The organism is Ruegeria sp. BB10, assembly GCF_056535725.1.
Window position 1 is genome coordinate 2,627,150 of the sequence record NZ_JBQFIW010000001.1, and the last position, 18,283, is coordinate 2,645,432.

General features: G+C 58.4%; 18 protein-coding genes. 6 read left to right on the top strand and 12 right to left on the bottom strand.

Going from position 1 to position 18,283, the window contains the following annotated elements; all coding sequences use genetic code 11:
• Positions 1-96 precede the first annotated feature (96 nt).
• The gene (betB, locus tag ACR3EP_RS13600) at positions 97-1,551 is read right to left on the bottom strand and encodes a betaine-aldehyde dehydrogenase (protein WP_480638320.1); all 1,455 of its coding nucleotides are present in this window, start codon (positions 1,549-1,551) and stop codon (positions 97-99) included.
• Between the two features lie 182 nt (positions 1,552-1,733).
• Here betB and ACR3EP_RS13605 point away from each other — a divergent pair, with 182 nt between their 5' ends.
• Positions 1,734-2,063 (top strand): hypothetical protein, encoded by a 330-nt coding sequence (locus ACR3EP_RS13605; RefSeq protein ID WP_170360821.1) that lies wholly within the window; start codon positions 1,734-1,736, stop codon positions 2,061-2,063.
• 4 nt (positions 2,064-2,067) lie between these two features.
• Here ACR3EP_RS13605 and ACR3EP_RS13610 read toward each other — a convergent pair whose 3' ends face one another.
• On the bottom strand, positions 2,068-2,571 hold the full coding sequence (locus ACR3EP_RS13610; protein ID WP_170349735.1) for a potassium channel family protein: 504 nt from the start codon (positions 2,569-2,571) through the stop codon (positions 2,068-2,070).
• 75 nt (positions 2,572-2,646) lie between these two features.
• On the bottom strand, positions 2,647-3,552 hold the full coding sequence (gene trhO / locus ACR3EP_RS13615) for an oxygen-dependent tRNA uridine(34) hydroxylase TrhO (RefSeq protein ID WP_480638321.1): 906 nt from the start codon (positions 3,550-3,552) through the stop codon (positions 2,647-2,649).
• A 117-nt stretch (positions 3,553-3,669) separates the two neighbouring features.
• Between trhO and pncA the strand changes: the two genes are divergently transcribed.
• On the top strand, positions 3,670-4,263 hold the full coding sequence (gene pncA, locus ACR3EP_RS13620) for a bifunctional nicotinamidase/pyrazinamidase (RefSeq protein ID WP_170349733.1): 594 nt from the start codon (positions 3,670-3,672) through the stop codon (positions 4,261-4,263).
• On the opposite strand, the gene ACR3EP_RS13625 is transcribed toward pncA, so the two are convergent.
• On the bottom strand, positions 4,260-4,793 hold the full coding sequence (locus ACR3EP_RS13625; protein WP_170349732.1) for a hypothetical protein: 534 nt from the start codon (positions 4,791-4,793) through the stop codon (positions 4,260-4,262). The genes pncA and ACR3EP_RS13625 overlap by 4 nt on opposite strands.
• 166 nt (positions 4,794-4,959) lie before the next feature.
• Between ACR3EP_RS13625 and pncB the strand changes: the two genes are divergently transcribed.
• Complete coding sequence (gene pncB, locus ACR3EP_RS13630; protein ID WP_480638324.1) at positions 4,960-6,252, top strand: nicotinate phosphoribosyltransferase; 1,293 nt, start codon at positions 4,960-4,962, stop codon at positions 6,250-6,252.
• Positions 6,253-6,255: 3 nt separating this feature from the next.
• On the opposite strand, the gene ACR3EP_RS13635 is transcribed toward pncB, so the two are convergent.
• From ACR3EP_RS13635 to ACR3EP_RS13660, 6 genes are read right to left on the bottom strand one after another with little or no spacing between them, the layout of a single operon-like run.
• Positions 6,256-7,707 (bottom strand): aldehyde dehydrogenase family protein, encoded by a 1,452-nt coding sequence (locus ACR3EP_RS13635; protein WP_480638326.1) that lies wholly within the window; start codon positions 7,705-7,707, stop codon positions 6,256-6,258.
• 31 nt (positions 7,708-7,738) lie between these two features.
• Positions 7,739-9,337 (bottom strand): ABC transporter ATP-binding protein, encoded by a 1,599-nt coding sequence (locus ACR3EP_RS13640; RefSeq protein WP_480638328.1) that lies wholly within the window; start codon positions 9,335-9,337, stop codon positions 7,739-7,741.
• Positions 9,334-10,149 carry an ABC transporter permease gene (locus ACR3EP_RS13645; protein ID WP_480638329.1) on the bottom strand — a complete coding sequence of 272 codons (816 nt, stop codon included), beginning with the start codon at positions 10,147-10,149 and terminating at the stop codon, positions 9,334-9,336. The genes ACR3EP_RS13640 and ACR3EP_RS13645 overlap by 4 nt, the downstream gene beginning before the upstream one ends.
• Positions 10,146-11,093, bottom strand: coding sequence for an ABC transporter permease (locus ACR3EP_RS13650; protein WP_480638331.1), 948 nt, complete (start codon positions 11,091-11,093; stop codon positions 10,146-10,148). Before ACR3EP_RS13650 ends, ACR3EP_RS13645 begins: the two co-directional genes overlap by 4 nt.
• A 40-nt stretch (positions 11,094-11,133) precedes the next feature.
• Positions 11,134-12,201, bottom strand: a complete 1,068-nt coding sequence (locus ACR3EP_RS13655) for a ligand-gated ion channel (protein WP_480638332.1) — start codon at positions 12,199-12,201, stop codon at positions 11,134-11,136.
• A 55-nt stretch (positions 12,202-12,256) separates the two neighbouring features.
• Complete coding sequence (locus ACR3EP_RS13660; RefSeq protein ID WP_170396647.1) at positions 12,257-13,744, bottom strand: ABC transporter substrate-binding protein; 1,488 nt, start codon at positions 13,742-13,744, stop codon at positions 12,257-12,259.
• A gap of 171 nt (positions 13,745-13,915) precedes the next feature.
• Here ACR3EP_RS13660 and panB point away from each other — a divergent pair, with 171 nt between their 5' ends.
• The 3 genes from panB to glpK all read left to right on the top strand — a co-directional run bounded on the left by panB (position 13,916) and on the right by glpK (position 17,142).
• Positions 13,916-14,755, top strand: coding sequence for a 3-methyl-2-oxobutanoate hydroxymethyltransferase (panB, locus tag ACR3EP_RS13665; protein ID WP_170396649.1), 840 nt, complete (start codon positions 13,916-13,918; stop codon positions 14,753-14,755).
• On the top strand, positions 14,752-15,594 hold the full coding sequence (panC, locus tag ACR3EP_RS13670; protein WP_480638334.1) for a pantoate--beta-alanine ligase: 843 nt from the start codon (positions 14,752-14,754) through the stop codon (positions 15,592-15,594). The genes panB and panC overlap by 4 nt, the downstream gene beginning before the upstream one ends.
• Positions 15,595-15,663: 69 nt before the next feature.
• Positions 15,664-17,142, top strand: a complete 1,479-nt coding sequence (gene glpK / locus ACR3EP_RS13675) for a glycerol kinase GlpK (protein ID WP_480638335.1) — start codon at positions 15,664-15,666, stop codon at positions 17,140-17,142.
• On the opposite strand, the gene smpB is transcribed toward glpK, so the two are convergent.
• Together smpB and idi are read right to left on the bottom strand one after the other, a co-directional pair.
• Positions 17,139-17,615: an SsrA-binding protein SmpB gene (smpB, locus tag ACR3EP_RS13680; RefSeq protein WP_170360845.1), complete on the bottom strand. Its 477-nt coding sequence runs from the start codon at positions 17,613-17,615 to the stop codon at positions 17,139-17,141. The genes glpK and smpB overlap by 4 nt on opposite strands.
• Before the next feature lie 47 nt (positions 17,616-17,662).
• Positions 17,663-18,205 carry an isopentenyl-diphosphate Delta-isomerase gene (gene idi / locus ACR3EP_RS13685; protein ID WP_170349720.1) on the bottom strand — a complete coding sequence of 181 codons (543 nt, stop codon included), beginning with the start codon at positions 18,203-18,205 and terminating at the stop codon, positions 17,663-17,665.
• Between the last annotated feature and the right edge of the window lie 78 nt (positions 18,206-18,283).

Here is an 18,283-nt window from a genome sequence, read left to right on the forward strand (position 1 = left end):
TCAGCCACAGGTCAAAGGTGGCTTATGCTCTGTTCCCGACGCGAAATGTCGGGAACAGAGTATTCTCGGCACGAAAAATTTTCACGCTGAGATGAATTAGTAAGGCGCCTCAACGTCATTCATCGAAACATAAACCGTCTTCATCTCGCTGAAATGGTTGATCGCCAGTTTCGAATTTTCACGCCCGACACCCGACATTTTCGACCCGCCAAACGGGGCCTCGACCGGGGCGAGGTTGTAGGTGTTGATATAGCAAGTGCCCGCCTCGAACCCAGCCACAATACGGTGGGCGCGGGTCAGGTCATTGGTGAACACACCGGCGGCCAGACCGAATTCCGTGTCGTTGGCACGGGTCATGACCTCTTCTTCGGTGTCGAAATCCAGCACGGACATGACCGGGCCAAAGATTTCTTCGCGCGCGATGGTCATATCATCAGTGACATCGGCGAAGACAGTCGGCTGCATGTAGAAACCGTCACCTTTAATCCGTTCACCACCATAGACCAGACGTGCGCCCTCGGCCTTGCCTTTTCCGATATAGCCCAACGCGACGTTCATCTGGTTTTCACTGACCATCGGGCCAAAATTGACCTCTTCGTCCAGCGGATCACCGATTTTCGCGGTCGCCAGACGTTCGGACAGACGGGTCAGAAAGGCCTCTTTGATGCCCTTCTGAACGAACACGCGAGTCCCGTTGGAACAGACCTGACCCGAGGAATAGAAGTTACCCAGAATTGCACCCGACACGGCGTTTTCGATATCGGCATCGTCGAACACGATCAACGGGGACTTGCCGCCCAGTTCCATGGTCACATGCTTCATACCATCCGCCGCAGCGGCATAGACCTTGCGACCGGTCGGCACAGACCCGGTCAGCGACACCTTGGCCACACGCGGATCGGTCACCAGCGACGCGCCAACGTCGCCATAGCCCTGCACCACGTTATAGACGCCCTTGGGGGCACCAGCCTCGATCAGGATTTCGGCCACTTGCAGTGCCGACAGCGGCGTGGTCTCGGACGGTTTGAACACCATCGTATTGCCGCAAGCCAGCGCAGGGGCACCCTTCCAGCAGGCGATCTGGGTCGGATAGTTCCAAGCGCCGATCCCGACGCAGACGCCCAGCGCCTCGCGAATGGTATAGACGAAATCACCGCCGCCCAGCGGGATATGTTCGCCGGTCAGCGATGCGGTCAGCCCACCGAAATATTCCAGCGCATCTGCGCCACTGGTTGCATCGGCCACCAAAGTCTCTTGGAGGGGTTTTCCGGTGTCATGGGTTTCAATGATCGACAGCTCGCGATTGCGCTCGCGCATGATATCGGCAGCACGGCGCAGAACCCGTCCACGCTCGGTTCCGGACATCGCGGCCCATTCAACTTGGGCGGTTTTAGCGCTGTTTAGAGCCTGATTCACAATCTCAGGCGTCGCGGAATGCAGCCGAGCGATCACCTCGCCAGTGGCCGGGTAAATGACGTCAATGGGGGCGCCATTGGCATCTTCGACATATTCGCCATTGATGAAATGGCTGGCCTTGGGCTGAAACTTCATGCCGCGTCCTTTTCTTGATTGCACCCGGGTCGGGCAAAGAGTGTTGCCCGCGGATTTAGCTTTTATTGATTGGTCAGTCAATAAAAGCCGTAACAGGCAATATCCCGCCGAGTCGCAGCCCCCTCTCTTGAAATTAGAAGTTAATGTTCCATTTATGTTCTACATAGTCAGGGGAATATCCGATGACCCAGAACTTGCGAAATTCCGCTCCAAGCGGCCCGACAAACGACTATCACCTGCTGCCCGTCACGGACCGGCAGATGCGCTTTGCCCGCGCTATTGCGGAACAGTCGGCGCTGGAAATCCCGGTCGAAGCACAACGCGACCGCCGATCAATGTCAGCCTGGATTTCGGCACATAAACCACACGATCCGTCACCTTTTGCCAATTATCCCACAGGCAAGCAGGTCGCCTTTGCCGAACGGATTTCGCGCAGCAAACGCAGGCCAATCCCGTCTGAGTGTTTTCGCGACAAATACGCAATGTCCCAGTGGATCGACCACAACAAGTGACCGTTCAATTCTGGCTGTGTCCGCGCGCGTAAATGCCCACGGCCGCCGCTACGAACAGGCCCAGCAGGATATACCCAGTGATCGCCTCAGCCACGGCCAGCCCGCGGCACAGGCCTGCGGGATGCAGGTCTCCGAACCCAACCGTCGTGAATGTGACATATGAGAAATACAAAACGTCTGACGGCCCTTTGGCCCCGACCACACACAGATCGTTATACCCGAACGAGCCGTAAACGGCTGCGAACAAGAAAGGCACGACCTGAATAAAGGAGATCCCCATCAGCAACAGCTGGCGCTTTGGGGATTTCACCTGGGTCATGTAGTACCAGGTCTGCGACACCAGCCAGATCGTCAACCCTACGGTTGTTGCAGTCCCTATTTTGTCGCCAGCAGTGGTCTCGCTCAGCCGCGACAGGCCATACCAGGCAACAAAGCTGACGACCACCAGACCCAGGGCCGCGACCAAGGTCGATTTCCACTCATCCAGAGTTGTCGGGTCGCGGTGCATTAAACCTCCGATACGGTGATGCAGGTTCAATGATCGACATTCCGACCCGCGCCTGCAACCTTATTTATCAGAGAGTTAGTCGGCGCCCAGATGCTCTTGCCCGCGCTGACGCGCCAGACCGATCTGCTTTTGCCGCTCACGGAACCGCATTTTGTCGGCTTCAGAGGTTTCGTTAACACACCGATGGCAGGACACGCCATGTTCGTATTCAGGGCGCTTCATATCCTCGGGCAGAATCGGACGGCGGCAACCGTGGCACAGGTTATGCGGCCCCTCGACCAGCCCGTGCCCAACGGACACACGGTTGTCGAACACAAAGCACTCGCCCTGCCAGGTGCTGTCATCAGCTGGCATTTCCTCAAGATAGCGCAGGATGCCGCCCTTCAGGTGATACACATCCTCAACCCCCTGCCCCAGCAGGAAGTTAGTGGATTTCTCACAGCGAATACCACCGGTGCAGAACATGGCGACGCGCTTGTTGTGGAACCGCTCTTTGTTCTCTTCCCACCAAGCCGGGAACTCACGGAAACTGGCCGTTTCAGGGTCTATTGCGCCCTCAAACGTGCCAATCGCCACCTCATAATCGTTGCGGGTGTCGATCACCACCACGTCGTCCGAGCGGATCAGATCATTCCAATCCTCAGGCTCGACATAGTTGCCGACACGGGCGCGCGGATCGATATCCGGCTGCCCCATGGTCACGATCTCTTTTTTCAAGCGCACCTTCATCTTGCCAAAAGGCGGGTGATCGGCGGTGGCCTCTTTCCAGTCCAGATCGGCACAGCCGGGCAGCGCTTTGATATGCGCCAGCACCGCATCGATCCCGGCGCGGGGGCCGGCAATGGTGCCATTGATCCCCTCTTGCGCCAGCAGCAATGTGCCTTTGACAGATTGCGTACGGCACAGGTCCAACAAAGGCTCGCGCAGGGCAGCGTGATCCGGGAAACGGGTGAAGTGATAGAGAGCAGCGATGGTATACATGCGCGCGGTCTAAACCTGACGCAACAGAGTCGCAAGGGATCGAATTGACGCTTCGCAGCCAGATTGACGATTGGGCCTGCGCGCCCTACCGATAGAGCAACCTAAGGAGAAACCGCGATGACCCACGCCCTGCTTGTGATCGACGTCCAGAACGATTTCTGCCCCGGCGGCGCGCTGGCCGTACCCGGAGGGGATGAGATCGTGGCCCCGATCAACGCCATGATGGACGAATTCGATGCCGTGATCCTGACGCAGGACTGGCATCCGGCGGGTCATTCGTCCTTCGCCGGGTCGCATGACGACAAGAACCCGTTTGACATGACGGAAATGCACTACGGCCCGCAGGTACTTTGGCCGGATCACTGCGTTCAGGGAACCGAGGGCGCCAATTTCCATCCGGATCTGAACACCCATGCGGATCTTGTCCTTCGCAAGGGCTTTCGTAGCGGTATCGACAGCTACTCGGCGTTTTTCGAAAATGACCAGAAAACACCAACAGGGTTGGAGGGGTATCTTAAGTCGCGCGGAATCACGAAACTGACGCTCGTCGGCTTGGCCACTGACTTCTGTGTGTACTATTCCGCAATCGACGCAGCACGCCTGGGTTTTGACGTTACGGTCCGAATGGATGCGTGCCGAGCTATCGATATGGATGGATCACTGGCCGCTGCTGAAACCGCAATGCGGGAAGCCGGCGTTATCCTGGCCTAGGGGGCAGACCCCTCGGACGCCAGGTATCTCAGCACGACAATCACAACCACGGCCAGACCAAGCGCAAACCCGATACGCCCCTGAACCGAGCGTCGTTTTGGTTTGACCACATCAGGCGCTTGAGGGCTTGGCGTCAATTCCTGCAACTCGCGCGTGGCATTTGCCCGGGGGCGTGCCCGCCTTACGTCGTCGAGGAAATGCCAAAAGTCGAAATCACCACAATACTCCCCCTGAACACCCATATTGCGGATATTCGAGAACAGCCGTTTCAGGATGCGTTCACGATCCGGTGCATCTTCGGACAGGAAATAACCATGTGGAAGGCTGCCACCCTTGGATTCCAGGCTGAAGCCCGATTCCAGAAAAATACGACGAATCTTGGGGGATGCACTGTGCAAGGCCTCAACAGTCTGAGTATTGCGAAAGGTCGCGCGAACGGCGCGGTGGCCCGTCACGGCAGCCATGCCATGTTCCGGATCCACTTCATCCGGTGCAATCGCTACAATATCAAAGTCGTACTCGAGACCCATTCACCAACTAAACCTTGTTCTTCCAACCCCTTCTTTTCACTAACCAATGAAAAGATTACACAATATGCTCGATTTGTGACCTCACCTTGTCATTGTCTTCAATCTAGCGACTCTTGCCAATTCATGCACCTATTGATCTAACAACAGAAATCGCAGGAGTTCTGCCATGGTCGATATTGCGACGCGCGTGTACAATCATAAATGGAAGATTGACCCGATTGTACGGTCTTTAATCGACACAGACTTCTACAAACTGCTGATGTGCCAGTCAGTGTTTCGAAATAAGCCCCAAACGGATGTGGTTTTTTCGCTGATCAACCGGTCGAATCACATTCCACTGGCCAAATTGATCGATGAGGGCGAGCTGCGCGAACAGCTGGATCATATCCGGTCACTTAGCCTCAGCCGGGGTGAAAGCACATGGCTGCGTGGCAATATGTTCTATGGGAAACGGCAGATGTTCCGCTCGGATTTTATGGAATGGTTCGAGAATCTGCGCCTGCCGCCATACCACCTTGAGCGCAAAGGCGATCAGTATGAACTGACCTTCGAGGGCAAGTGGCACGAGGTCATGCTGTGGGAAATCCCGGCGCTTGCGGTATTGATGGAGCTGCGATCCCGCGCCGTTCTAAACAATATGCGCCGGTTCGAACTGCAGGTGCTTTATGCCCGCGCCATGACCCGCGTTTGGGAAAAAATCGAACACCTGCGCAGCATCGATGGGCTGGGCATTGCTGATTTCGGCACCCGTCGGCGGCATTCCTTCCTGTGGCAAGACTGGTGCGTGCAGGCAATGATCGAAGGGCTGGGGCCCGCGTTTACCGGCACCTCGAACTGCCTGATCGCCATGCGACGCGAGGTTGAGGCGATCGGCACCAATGCCCATGAACTGCCCATGGTCTATTCCGCGCTGGCGGAATCCGACACCGAACTGGCGCAGGCCCCCTATAACGTCCTCAGCGACTGGCACGAGGAACATGACGGCAATCTGCGCATCATCCTGCCCGATACCTATGGCACGCAGGGCTTTTTGGACAATGCGCCGGATTGGCTGGCGGGATGGACCGGTATTCGCGTCGACAGCGGCGATCCGGCGACGGGTGCCGAGAATGCCATCAACTGGTGGAAATCGCGCGGTGAGGACCCGCTGCAAAAGCGGATAATCTTCTCGGACGGGCTGGACGTGGACAAAATCCACGAACTACACAGCCAGTTCGCTCATCGCACGAAGGTCTCGTTTGGTTGGGGCACCTTGCTGACCAATGATTTCCGTGGGCTGGTCCCACAAGACGCGCTGGCACCGTTCTCTCTGGTCTGCAAGGCGGTGTCCGCCAACGGTCGACCAACTGTGAAATTATCCGACAATCCGGAAAAAGCGATGGGCCCTAAGGATGAGATCGAGCGCTATAAGCGCGTCTTCGGTGTGGGTGCACAACAGTCGATCGAAGTGATTGTTTAGACCCTAACCATGGTAAGCCGCTACTGTTTTCACCTGCGAGAACCCAAACAGCGCCTCGACCCCCTTTTCGCGGCCATGACCGGACTTGCCGACACCGCCAAACGGCAACTCTACCCCGCCCCCCGCACCATAATTGTTGATGAACACCTGTCCCGAACGCAGCTGTTTCGCCAACCGCATCTGCCGCGCACCGTCGCTGGTCCAGATGCTGGCAACCAACCCGTATTCGGTGGCGTTGGCGATCTGAACCGCCTCCTCCTCGGTTTCAAAGGGGATCAGAACCTGCACCGGTCCAAAAATTTCATCCCGAGCCAGAAGGTGATCTGACGGGACATCGGCAAAAAGTGTTGGCTGCACATATGCCCCCTCGCCGGGTGCATGATCTACGATACGCCCTTGTCCTGCGATGTTGAGGTCCGCGCCTTTGGCTAAAAACCCCTCGACGATCTGTTTCTGACGGGCCGAGATCAGGGGGCCGACCCGCAAATCTTCGGGTGCTGGACCAACAGTCAGATCGGCGTAGGCGGTTGCCATGCGGGTTTTGACCTGCTCATACACCCCACGCTGCACCAGAATACGGGACGAGGCCGAACAGGTCTGCCCGGCATTCTGAATACCCGCGTTCACCAGAAACGGCAGTGCGGCATCCAGATCGGCATCGTCAAATACCAGCTGGGGCGATTTACCGCCCAGTTCCAGCGTCACAGGCACCACGTTGCGCCCCGCCGCCTGTTGCACCAGCGCGCCGGTGGCAACTGACCCTGTGAATGAGATATGCTGCACGCCTGGATGCGCTGACAATGCCGCCCCGGCCTCGGCCCCCAACCCCGGCACCACGTTCAGCGCTCCGGCAGGTAGGCCCGCCTGTTGCGCCAGATGGGCAAAGGCAAGCGCGGTCAAACACGCCTCTTCCGCTGGCTTCAGCACGCAGGCGTTGCCCATCGCCAAAGCTGCCCCGACAGAGCGGCCAATGATCTGCATCGGGTAGTTCCACGGCACTATATGCCCGGTCACCCCGTGCGGTTCGCGCAGCGTGTACACGGTGTAGCCGTCCAGATAGGGGATCGTCTCGCCCATCACCTTGTCTGCCGCGCCGCCGTAGAATTCGCAGTACCGCGCCAACGCCACGGCATCCGCACGGGCCTGTGTCAGCGGTTTTCCTACATCCATCGCCTCAAGCTGTGCCAAGTCCTCTACGCGCTCCAAAACCAGTTGGCCAAGTCGGGTCAGGAGGCGGCCGCGCTCCAACGCTGTCTTTCGCCCCCAATCCCCATCCAACGCCGTTTGGGCGGCCTGCACAGCGGCATCTATATCTGGGGCATTCGCGCGAGCAATCCGGCAGATCTCGGATCCGTCAGACGGATTGATCATTGAAATCGTCTGCTGTGACGCAGGCGCGACCCAATCGCCGCCGATCAGGCAAAGGCCGGGATTGAACCAGAGAGAATTGGGCATTTTGGCCTCCATTTCGACTCTAACAAAGGAATTACGCGACATTTGCACCGATATTGGGCAAGACCGGTGCGGCATCGATCAGGGTCCGAGTGTAAGCGTGCCGCGGGGAAGAGAATACCTGTTCGGTCACACCCTGTTCAACAATTCTGCCCGCCTGCATCACCATCACCCGGTCCGTGATCGTCCGTACGACACTTAGATCATGGCTGATGAACAGGTAAGTCAGGTTGTAGGTGGCACACAGCTCGGCCAGCAGATCCAGAATCTGTGCCCGGACGGATACATCCAAGGCCGAGACCGCCTCATCAAACACAATCAGTTCGGGGCGAATGATCAAGGCCCGGGCAATGGCAATCCGCTGTCGTTGCCCGCCCGAGAATTCATGGATGTATTTGTTCGCATCATCCGGGCTGAGGCCCACAGCGGTCAGCATTTCGGCGATACGGTCTTGCCGCTCTGTGCCGGTGGGCGGGTTGTCCAACGGGTGAAACGGCTCGGTGATCAGGCGGGCGACGCGGTGGCGCGGATTGAAACTGCCATAGGGGTCCTGAAACACCACCTGCATCTTACGTCGCACAACGGGGTTCGGCTTGTGACCGGCAAAGACAGGCTGGTTGTCCAGTAAAATTTCACCGCTCTGCACGTCCTCCAAACCCAAAATTGCCCGTGTTAGGGTCGATTTTCCACAGCCAGATTCTCCGACCAGGCCCAACCGCTCACCCCGGTGCAGGGTAAAGCTGACTTCATCGACCGCGCGGTGGTGATCCGGTCTGCCGAACAGACCTTTTCGCGGCAAGCTATAGTCGCGCACCACATTTCTCACCTCTAGCAATGGCAGGGACTCGGGCGGTTCAGGCAGCGAAACCTGATGCCCCGAGGCCTGAAACAGCTTCCGTGTATAGGGGTGCTGCATATTGTGCAGCAGGTCAGTGGTTGCACCGCTTTCGACCACCTCTCCATGGCGCATCACGACAATCTGGTCGGCCATGTCTGCCACCACCGCCAGATCGTGCGTGATCATCAGCAGCCCCATGCCATATTCGCGCGCCAGTCCTTTGAGCAGGTCGAGTATCTGCGCCTGCGTCGTCACATCCAGCGCGGTTGTCGGCTCATCCGCAATCAGCAGCTTGGGGCGCAGCGCGATAGCCATGGCGATCACGACACGCTGCCGTTGACCGCCGGACAATTCATGCGGGTATCGCGACAGCGGGAAACGGTCAGGTGGCAGGCCAACGCGGCTCAGAACCTCGTGTGCACGGGCCCGCGCCTTGGTGCGCGACATGGCCTTGTGGACCAGAATGGTTTCGATCACCTGATCGCCAATGGTTTTGACCGGGTTCAAGGCGGTCATGGGTTCCTGAAACACCATCCCAATCTCGGCCCCGCGCAGGGCGCACATTTCGCGTTCAGACTGTTTCAGCAGATTCTGACGTCCCAGCCAGATCGCACCTTCTGTCTTTGCGCCATTTGGCAGCAATTGCATCACGGCCAGCGCGGTCATCGACTTGCCCGAGCCACTTTCACCAGTCACGGCAACAATTTGTCCGGCACCAATACACAAGCTGACCCGCTTCAGAATCTCGGTCTCATGGATGGTCAGAGAAAGGTTTTCGATCTCCAGCAAGCTCATGCGCGCGCGACTCGTATTCTGGGATCAAGCCAATCGCGCAACCCATCGCCTAACAGGTTCAGTCCCAGCACAGTGACAATAATCGCCAGCCCCGGAATCAGAGCCAAATGCGGGGCAAAACTGACCATTGTCTGCGCATCGGCCAGCATTCGACCCCAACTGGGTGTGGGCGGTTGCGCACCCAGACCGACATAAGACAAGCCCGCTTCGGCCAGGATACCCAGAGAGAACTGAATGGTCCCCTGAACTATCAGCAGATTCGCAATATTGGGCAGAATATGTTCTGCCGATATCCGCGCCGCGCCTTTGCCCGCGACACGTGCGGCCAGAATGAACTCGCGTTCCCATAGGGACAAGGCCGCGCCACGGGTGATGCGGGCGAAGACGGGAATGTTGAAAATACCGATCGCGATGATCGCGTTGATCGCGCCTGCTCCGAACACCGCTGTGATCAGAATGGCGATGACCAGCGAGGGGAAGGCAAAGACCAAATCGTTGCCGCGCATGATCACCTCATCCAGCCATGATCCTTTACGCGCTGCCGCCGTCAGGCCCAGCGGTACGCCCAGCGCCATGCCAATCCCCACCGCCACCAATGCCACCGCGATGGACGTACGAGCCCCCACCATGATCATCGAGAACATGTCACGCCCGAAATGATCTGTGCCGAACCAATGCTGTGCATTAGGCGGCTCCAGCTTGTTGGGGATATCCAGCGCCGCATAATCATACGGCGTCCAGAAAAAGGACATCAGCGCCGCCAGCAAGACCAACGAGGACAATACTGAACCAAGAAGCAGGTTGCGGCTCATGACCGACCTCTCAGCCTTGGGTCCACGGCGGCATAGGCGAGATCGACCATAAAATTCACGGTGATGACAGCAAAAACAAGCAACATGACCACCGATTCCACCACGACCAAATCGCGGGCCGAGATCGCCTGAAACACCAGCCGCCCGAGTCCGGGCAGATAAAACACCTGCTCGATAATAATCGACCCCGCCAACAGAAACGAGAACTGCAGCCCGAGGATGGTCAGAACCGGGATCAGCGCGTTGCGCACACCGTGCCGCCACAGTGCTTGACGGCGTGACAATCCCTTGGCGCGGGCAGTGCGCATGAAATCTTCACCCAGTATATCCAGCAGCGAAGACCGCATGACCCGCGCCAAGATCGCCGCCTGCGGCAAGGCCAGCGCAATGGCGGGCAATGTCAGAGAATGCAGGCCGGTCCAGACGCCTTTGTCCCAACCCGCAAAACCTCCGGCGTTGAACCAGCGAAAGTTGATGGCAAAGATCAGCACCAGCATCATCGCGAACCAGAAATTCGGCACTGCGATACCTAATTGCGTCACCCCCATCACCGTCAGATCCCCCGGCTTGCCACGACGGGCTGCGGCGTAAATACCGGCGGGGAAGGCAATCAGGGTCGATAAGGTCAGGGCATAAAGCGCCAGCGGCAATGACACCCATAGCCTGTCCGAAATCATCTGCGACACCGGTGTGCGATAGGTGTAAGAGATCCCAAAATCCCCCACCATCATACCGCCAACCCAGTTGAAATAGCGCTGGATCTTGGACCCGTCCAATCCCAGCTCGGCCCGCAGGGCGGCCAGTGTGTCCTCTTGCGCGTTGACGCCCAACATGAACGAGGCCGGATCGCCTGGTGCCACCTCGATCACGGCGAAGATGACCACCGAGGCGACCACAAGGCTGATAAACAGCGATATCAGACGTTTCAGGGCATAGCGGAGCATTGAGGCCACGTTAGGATCACATATCGCGCGGGTCCAGCACCTAAGGCACCAACAGATAGGCAAAAACCGCGTAAGCGACGATGGACGCATAGCCCAGCGGATAAATCCACTTAATTGCGTAATTGTCCAGCTTTCTGGCCCCGTCCTCATGCCCGGACACTTTCAGTTTGCGCAAGGCCACGTTGAACACGATCAGTGCCCCTGTCATCAGGAACATGCATTGCAGGATGAAATCCAGAAACGTCAGGTAGCCCAGCTTGGGCAGGTCAGCAGAGATGGCCCAGTTGAAGGCCACGAAGACCAGCAGATTGCCCCCGGCAATCTCGATTCGGCGGCGGTATTCGTCGAGGAAAAACAGCGCCCAGCCCACCGAGACCAGAACCAGCATCGGCAGGAACACCCGGATCACATAATAGGTCAGGTGCCGCTTTCCTTCGAACGCCAGCACAACCTGATCGCTGTCCCGGCCCGAAAGGCCAATGACCGTCGAATGCAGGACTTGTGGGTTGTCCAGTATCCACTCTTCCTCGCCCAGCAGATCACCCAGGCCAGAATACTTTTCCAGCGGATAGTAGGATACGTATTCGGACGGGAAGATCGAGACAACTTCGAAGAAAAACTCCTGGGTGTCGAACGGGTATTTTCGGAAATCAAAATGCGGAGCCTGCAACGTCAGAGAGGACTTCTCGACATAGACCACATGCCCGTCATAGTGCAGCGAGGCTGCAGATTCGTGTATCCATTTGTTGGATTGCTGGTTGTGAATGACAAACGCCGGAACCACCGCCCCGATATCCGTGGCATGTTCAGCCAGCGTCCTCGGATTGAAAACCTGAAACTCGCGCCCGACAGTGTCGCGGTCAAAGGCCAGCGCGGGATCGGTCCATTCGGCGCGCAATACGACGACGGCGCCATAATTCTCGGCCTTTTGATCCACGCTGGTAACCTGATCGATACGGATGCCGATCCCCACCTTCAGCGGGTTTTCCAGCGTGCCAACCAGACCACCGAGCCCACCATCCAGCACATTTTGCGCCTGTCCCTTGCCGCCCAGCGCACACAGGCAGGCAGTCACAGCAACAAAACACAAGAAACGGACCAGATTCATTTTCAGGCTCACTCGGAAACAGGTAATCCGAGGCCGATATCGGCCCCGGACCCGATTATTCGGACCAACTGATCTGGGTCAGGTCGATGGCGGCCGTTGGCGCGTTCTCCCACAGGCCCTGAACACCGGCCTTGGCGACCCCCAGCTTGGCCAATTGGAACAAGTAGCCGTTGACATAGTCCGTGGCGATCAGGCGCTGCATATCGCCCAACAGCTTTTTACGTTCCTCCGGATCGGTGGTCGCGTTCAATGTCTCCATCAACGTCTGGGCATCCAGACTGTCATACTGGAAATAATAGTCGGGGCGGGCATAGATGCCGATATCCATTGGCTCAGTATGGCTGATGATGGTCAGTCCGTAATCCTTACCCTTGAACACAGATTCCAGCCACTGCGCCCATTCCACATTGATAATCTCGGCCTTGATTCCAACCTCGGCCAGTTGCGCGGCGATGATCTCGCCTCCGCGTCGGGCATAAGAGGGCGGCGGCAGGTGCAGGGTGGTCTCGAACCCCTCTTCATACCCCGCATCGGCCAGAAGTTTGGCGGCCTGTTTCGGGTCATGGGCCGAGGTGCCGGTCAGATCGACATAGGCAGGGTTGTGCGGTGCGAAATGAGTGCCGATGGGCGTGCCGTAGCCGAACATCGCACCGTCAATGACCGCCTGCCGGTCAATGGCATGGGCCAGCGCCTGCCGCACGCGGATATCATCAAACGGGGGTTTCTTGTTGTTGGTCGACAGGATGGTTTCCCCCTCGGTCGACCCCACCAGCACCTGAAAACGCGGGTCAGCCTCGAATTGAGGCAGGTTTTCGGGTGCGGGGAAGTTGTCGAAGACGTCCACATCTTCGGCCATCACCGCGGCAAAGGCGGCAGTGGGGTCCGAAATGAATTTGAACGTAGCAGTCTCTAACGCAGGTTGTTCGCCCCAATAGTTGGGGTTCCGGTTTAGCGTGATGCTATCGCCCTGCACCCAGTCACCAAAGGTAAAGGCACCGGTCCCCACCGGGTTGGTCTTGATGTTGTCGATGCTTTCGGGCGCGACGATCACCGCATCCCCCCAAGCCATGTTGAACAGAAAATTGCCGTTCGGCTCGGACAGGGTGACCTTTACGGTCAGCGGATCCACAACCTCAACGCTTTCGATGCCTGCAAACAGCGCCTTTTGCGCATTGGCACTGTCTTCGGCCGTAGCGCGGTCGAGGCTGAATTTGACGTCCTCGGCATCCATGACGGTGCCGTCATGAAAGGTCACCCCGTCGCGCAGCTTGAATGTATAGACGGTGCCGTCCTCGGAAATTTCCCAGCTTTCGGCCAGGCCGGGCACGACCGAGCCGTCACCCATAAAGCGGGTCAGACCCTCGAAGATATTTGTGTAAACCACCGAATCAATGGCCTGCGCGGCGGCGCTGGTCGGGTCCAGGTGTGGCGGCTCCAACTGCATCGCAATCGTAATGTCCGATTTGGCCAAAGCCTGCGAGGCAAACAGGCTGGCACCCACCGCCAGAGCCGACGCAATGCTCCGAAACATCTGCTTTGTCATGAAAAACTCTCCCTGTTTGAATCCTTGGAACCGGCTGTTTTACAGGCTTTTCTACACTCAATGTCCCTTTAAACCTCGGGTCAATCAAGGAAATGTTCGCGCAACCGGGGTTTCTATAACCTTGTTCAATCTGCTATGCCGCACTGCAACATGAACCCCGCAGGAGCGATCATGAGCGCCACCGCCCGCAAAACAGCCCCGAATGCCGAGGACATCCGTGCCCGCAAAGGCAGCACACCATTGGTTAGTTTGACCGCCTATACCACACCGATGGCACGGCTGATGGATGCCCATTGCGACTTTGTTCTGGTCGGCGACAGCGTCGGCATGGTGCTGCATGGGCTGACCTCGACCCTGGGTGTGACGATGGAGATGATGGTGATGCATGGTCAGGCCGTTGCGCGAGGTCTGGACAGGGCGATGATGGTTATCGACATGCCCTTTGCCAGTTACGAACACGACCCGGCCCACGCCTTCAAGAATGCTGCCCGCCTGATGGCCGAAACCGGCGCAGGCGCGGTCAAGCTGGAAGGTGGCGTGGAAATGGCCGAGACCATCCGCTTTCTGGTCAAGCGCGGTATCCCGGTGATGGCGCATATCGGCCTGACGCCACAATCGATCAACACGCTGGGCGGCTACAAGGTGCAGGGTCGCGACGAACAGGCGAAGGCGGTGTTGGCCGATGCCCATGCCGTGGCCGAGGCTGGTGCATTTTCCGTTGTGCTTGAGAAGGTACCGCAAGGCCTGGCTGATCAGATCACCGCCGAGGTCGCGATTCCGACCATCGGCATTGGCGCCTCAGCCGGATGTGATGGGCAGATTCTGGTCGTGGACGACATGGTGGGCTTTTTCACCGCGTTTAAACCGAAATTTGTCAAACGCTATGCCGAACTTGGTCCGCAAGCCGAGGCCGCCATCGCGGAATATGCCTCCGATGTGCGCGCCCGCAGCTTTCCAGCGGATGAACATGTCTTTGCCGATCAGGCTCCGTCCAAAGGACCTAAGACATGACCGCACCCATTCTGCGCCGCCTAAGTGATTTGCGCGCGCTGACGACCAAATGGCACGGCAACGGCGAAACGATCGGTGTCGTCCCCACCATGGGTGCGCTGCATCAGGGGCACTTGTCTCTGGCCGAAGCCGCCAAGGTCGGAACCGACCGGGTGATCGTTACGGTTTTTGTGAACCCCAAACAGTTCAACAACCCCGACGATCTGGCCAATTACCCGCGGACCGAGAACGAAGATGCGCAGAAACTGGCCCCTTACGGTGTCGACGCGATCTATGTCCCCGATCCCGAGGAGATCTATCCGCGGGGCTTCGCCACCACCGTATCAGTCGCCGGTTTGACCGATGTGATGGAGGGTGAATTCCGCCCCGGCCATTTTGACGGCGTCGCCACTGTGGTCGCTAAGCTGTTCCTGCAAACGCAGGCGGATCGAGCCTATTTCGGGGAAAAAGACTATCAACAATTGATGATCGTCCGCCGCATGGCCCGCGATCTGGACATCCCCATCGAGGTGATCGGCTGCCCCACGGTGCGCGAACCCTCGGGGTTGGCGATGTCATCGCGCAACCTCCTCCTCTCGCCCGAGGGGTTGAACATTGCGGCCAACAAGCACCGGATCATGCAGGGTGTGGTCCAGTCGCTGAAAGCAGGGGCCGCGTTTGAAACTGTGGCCGCGCGGGCCGAGTCTGATCTGCTGGCGGCAGGCTTCACTCAAGTTGAATATATTCAACTGCGCTGCGCCGACACACTGGACCCGCTGACCCATGCCACACGGCCCGCTCGGCTGTTTGCGGCGGCTTGGGCGGATGGCGTGCGCCTGATCGACAATATTCCTGTCTGAACGCTCTGGCACGATCGTCATTGTTTGCGCTAAAGTCCGGCAAAACCAGACCGGAGGGGGGGCGCAGGCGTGACCTATATTCTTGCCATTGATCAGGGCACCACATCATCGCGGGCCATTTTGTTCGACGCGGATATGCAGCGCGTAGGCACCGCGCAGCACGAATTCACCCAGCATTTCCCGCAGGAAGGCTGGGTCGAGCACGACGCCGAAGAAATCTGGGAGAGCGTTCTGCGCGTCTGCCGCGAAGTGTTGGACTCCACCGGCGTCACCGCCGACCAGATCGCAGGCATCGGCATCACCAACCAGCGCGAAACCACTGTGGTCTGGGACCGCACCACCGGTCAACCACTCCACAACGCCATCGTCTGGCAGGACCGCCGCACCGCCGAGATTTGCGCGCGCTATAAACGGGCGGGGTGCGAAGATGACGTGACCGCCCAGACCGGGCTGTTGCTGGACCCCTATTTCTCGGGCACCAAGGTTAAATGGCTGCTCGATACCGTGCCGGGCGCACGCGACCGCGCCGAGGCCGGAGAGTTGATGTTTGGCACCATCGACTGTTTCCTGATTTGGCGTCTGACCGAGGGGCGCAGCCACGCCACCGACGCCACCAATGCTGCACGCACCCTGTTGTTCGACATCAACAAAGGCGCGTGGAGCGCCGAGATTTGCGATCTGCTGGACGTGCCGATGAACATGCTGCCAGAGGTACACGATTGCGCCTCGGATTTCGGAAATACGACCCTATTTGGGGGAAATATCCCGATTCTAGGCGTGGCGGGGGATCAGCAGGCTGCCACTATCGGGCAGGCCTGTTTCCAACCCGGAATGATGAAATCGACCTATGGCACGGGGTGTTTTGCCCTTTTGAACACCGGAGACAAACCGGTTGAATCGAAGAACCGCCTGCTGACCACCATCGCTTATCAGTTGGACGGCAAGCGGACCTATGCGCTGGAGGGATCGATCTTTGTCGCTGGGGCCGCTGTGCAATGGCTGCGCGATGCGCTGCAGATCATCGAATCGGCCCCCGAAAGCGGCGAGTTGGCGCAACAAGCCGATCCGAACCAGCATGTCGTGTTGGTCCCCGCCTTTACTGGCCTCGGCGCGCCCTATTGGAAACCTGATTGCCGTGGCGCGATATTTGGCCTGACCCGTAATTCCGGCCGCGCGGAGTTCGCCAAGGCCACGCTGGAAAGCATCGCCTATCAAACCCGCGATCTGTGGCACGCCATGCAGGGCGACTGGGGCGCGGATACCGACGTGACACTGCGCGTGGATGGCGGCGCCAGCGCCTCGGACTGGGCGATGCAGGGGCTGTCGGACTATCTGGGGGCCGAGGTCGACCGCCCGGTGATGCAGGAAACCACGGCATTAGGGGCGGCCTGGCTGGCCGGCATGCGCGCCGGTGTTTATCCGGACCAACAGGGTTTTTCCGAAACCTGGGCACTGGATCGTCGGTTTGAACCGGAATTGTCCGCCCAAGAACGCGACGCCGCCTATGATCGCTGGAAACGCGCGGTTGAGGCCGCGATGGCCTTCTAGCTGTGATCCTTCATCAGCCGCTGTTTCTGCCGTGACCAGTCCCGCTTGGCCTGAGTCTCACGCTTGTCGTGCAGCTTTTTACCTTTGGCGATGCCGATCTTCAGCTTCGCCCGGCCCTTGTGGTTGAAATACAAAACCAGCGGCACCAGCGTCATGCCCTTGCGCTGGGTCGCATTCCACAGATTCGACAGCTCTTTGCGCGACACCAGCAGCTTGCGGCGGCGGCGTTCTTCGTGCTTGAAAACCTTCGCCTGCTCATAAGGCGCGATATAGCTGTTGATCAGCCACAGCTCGCCATCCTCGACCGAAGCATAGCTTTCGGCAATGTTTGACCCACCAACGCGCAGGGATTTGACCTCGGACCCTTCCAGCACGATGCCGCACTCGATATCGTCCTCGATCGCGTAATCGAAGCGCGCGCGCCGGTTTTCGGCGATGACTTTGTAATTCGGGTCTGTCTTTTGCTTGGCCATGACGCGTTGATTTAGGCGGCTTGAGCGGCCCTTGCAAGCCGTTGCGTTCAGGACGTGGCCGAGATGATCAGATCAGGACCGAAAATCGTGTCGGCGTGACTGTGCAGATAGATCTTCAGCCACGGCGTGAACCGCTGCGGATGTCGTTGCACTTCAGCCAGCAGATCATGGTAGTCGATCCACCGGATATCCATGACTTCGTCCGGATTAGGCTCGATTTTAAGTGGCCCACGAACATGAGCCAGAAAGATATCGACCACTTCGTGTTCGATCATGTTGTTGCCAACATCGGCGTGATATTCCAGCCGGTGCCGGTATTCCGGGTACAAGCCGGTGATCCCCAACTCTTCGCGCAAACGACGCACGGCACATTCCGAGGGCGTCTCGCCCCAATCGGGATGGGTGCAGCAGGTATTCGCCCACAGGCCCGGCGTATGGTATTTGCCCAAAGCCCGGCGTTGCATCAAGATCTCGGTGCCGCGCACGACAAAGACCGACACTGCTTTGTGCCGCAGGCCCTTTTCATGCGCCTCAAGCTTGTCCACGGGGGTCAATTCACCATCAACCCAGGCCGGGATCATGATTCCCATCTGTCGTCTCCTGCTGCCGATCCGCCAGGGCGGCGGGATGTATGGAATTGGCTGCCGCCGGACCGGCTTGGCTCTGCG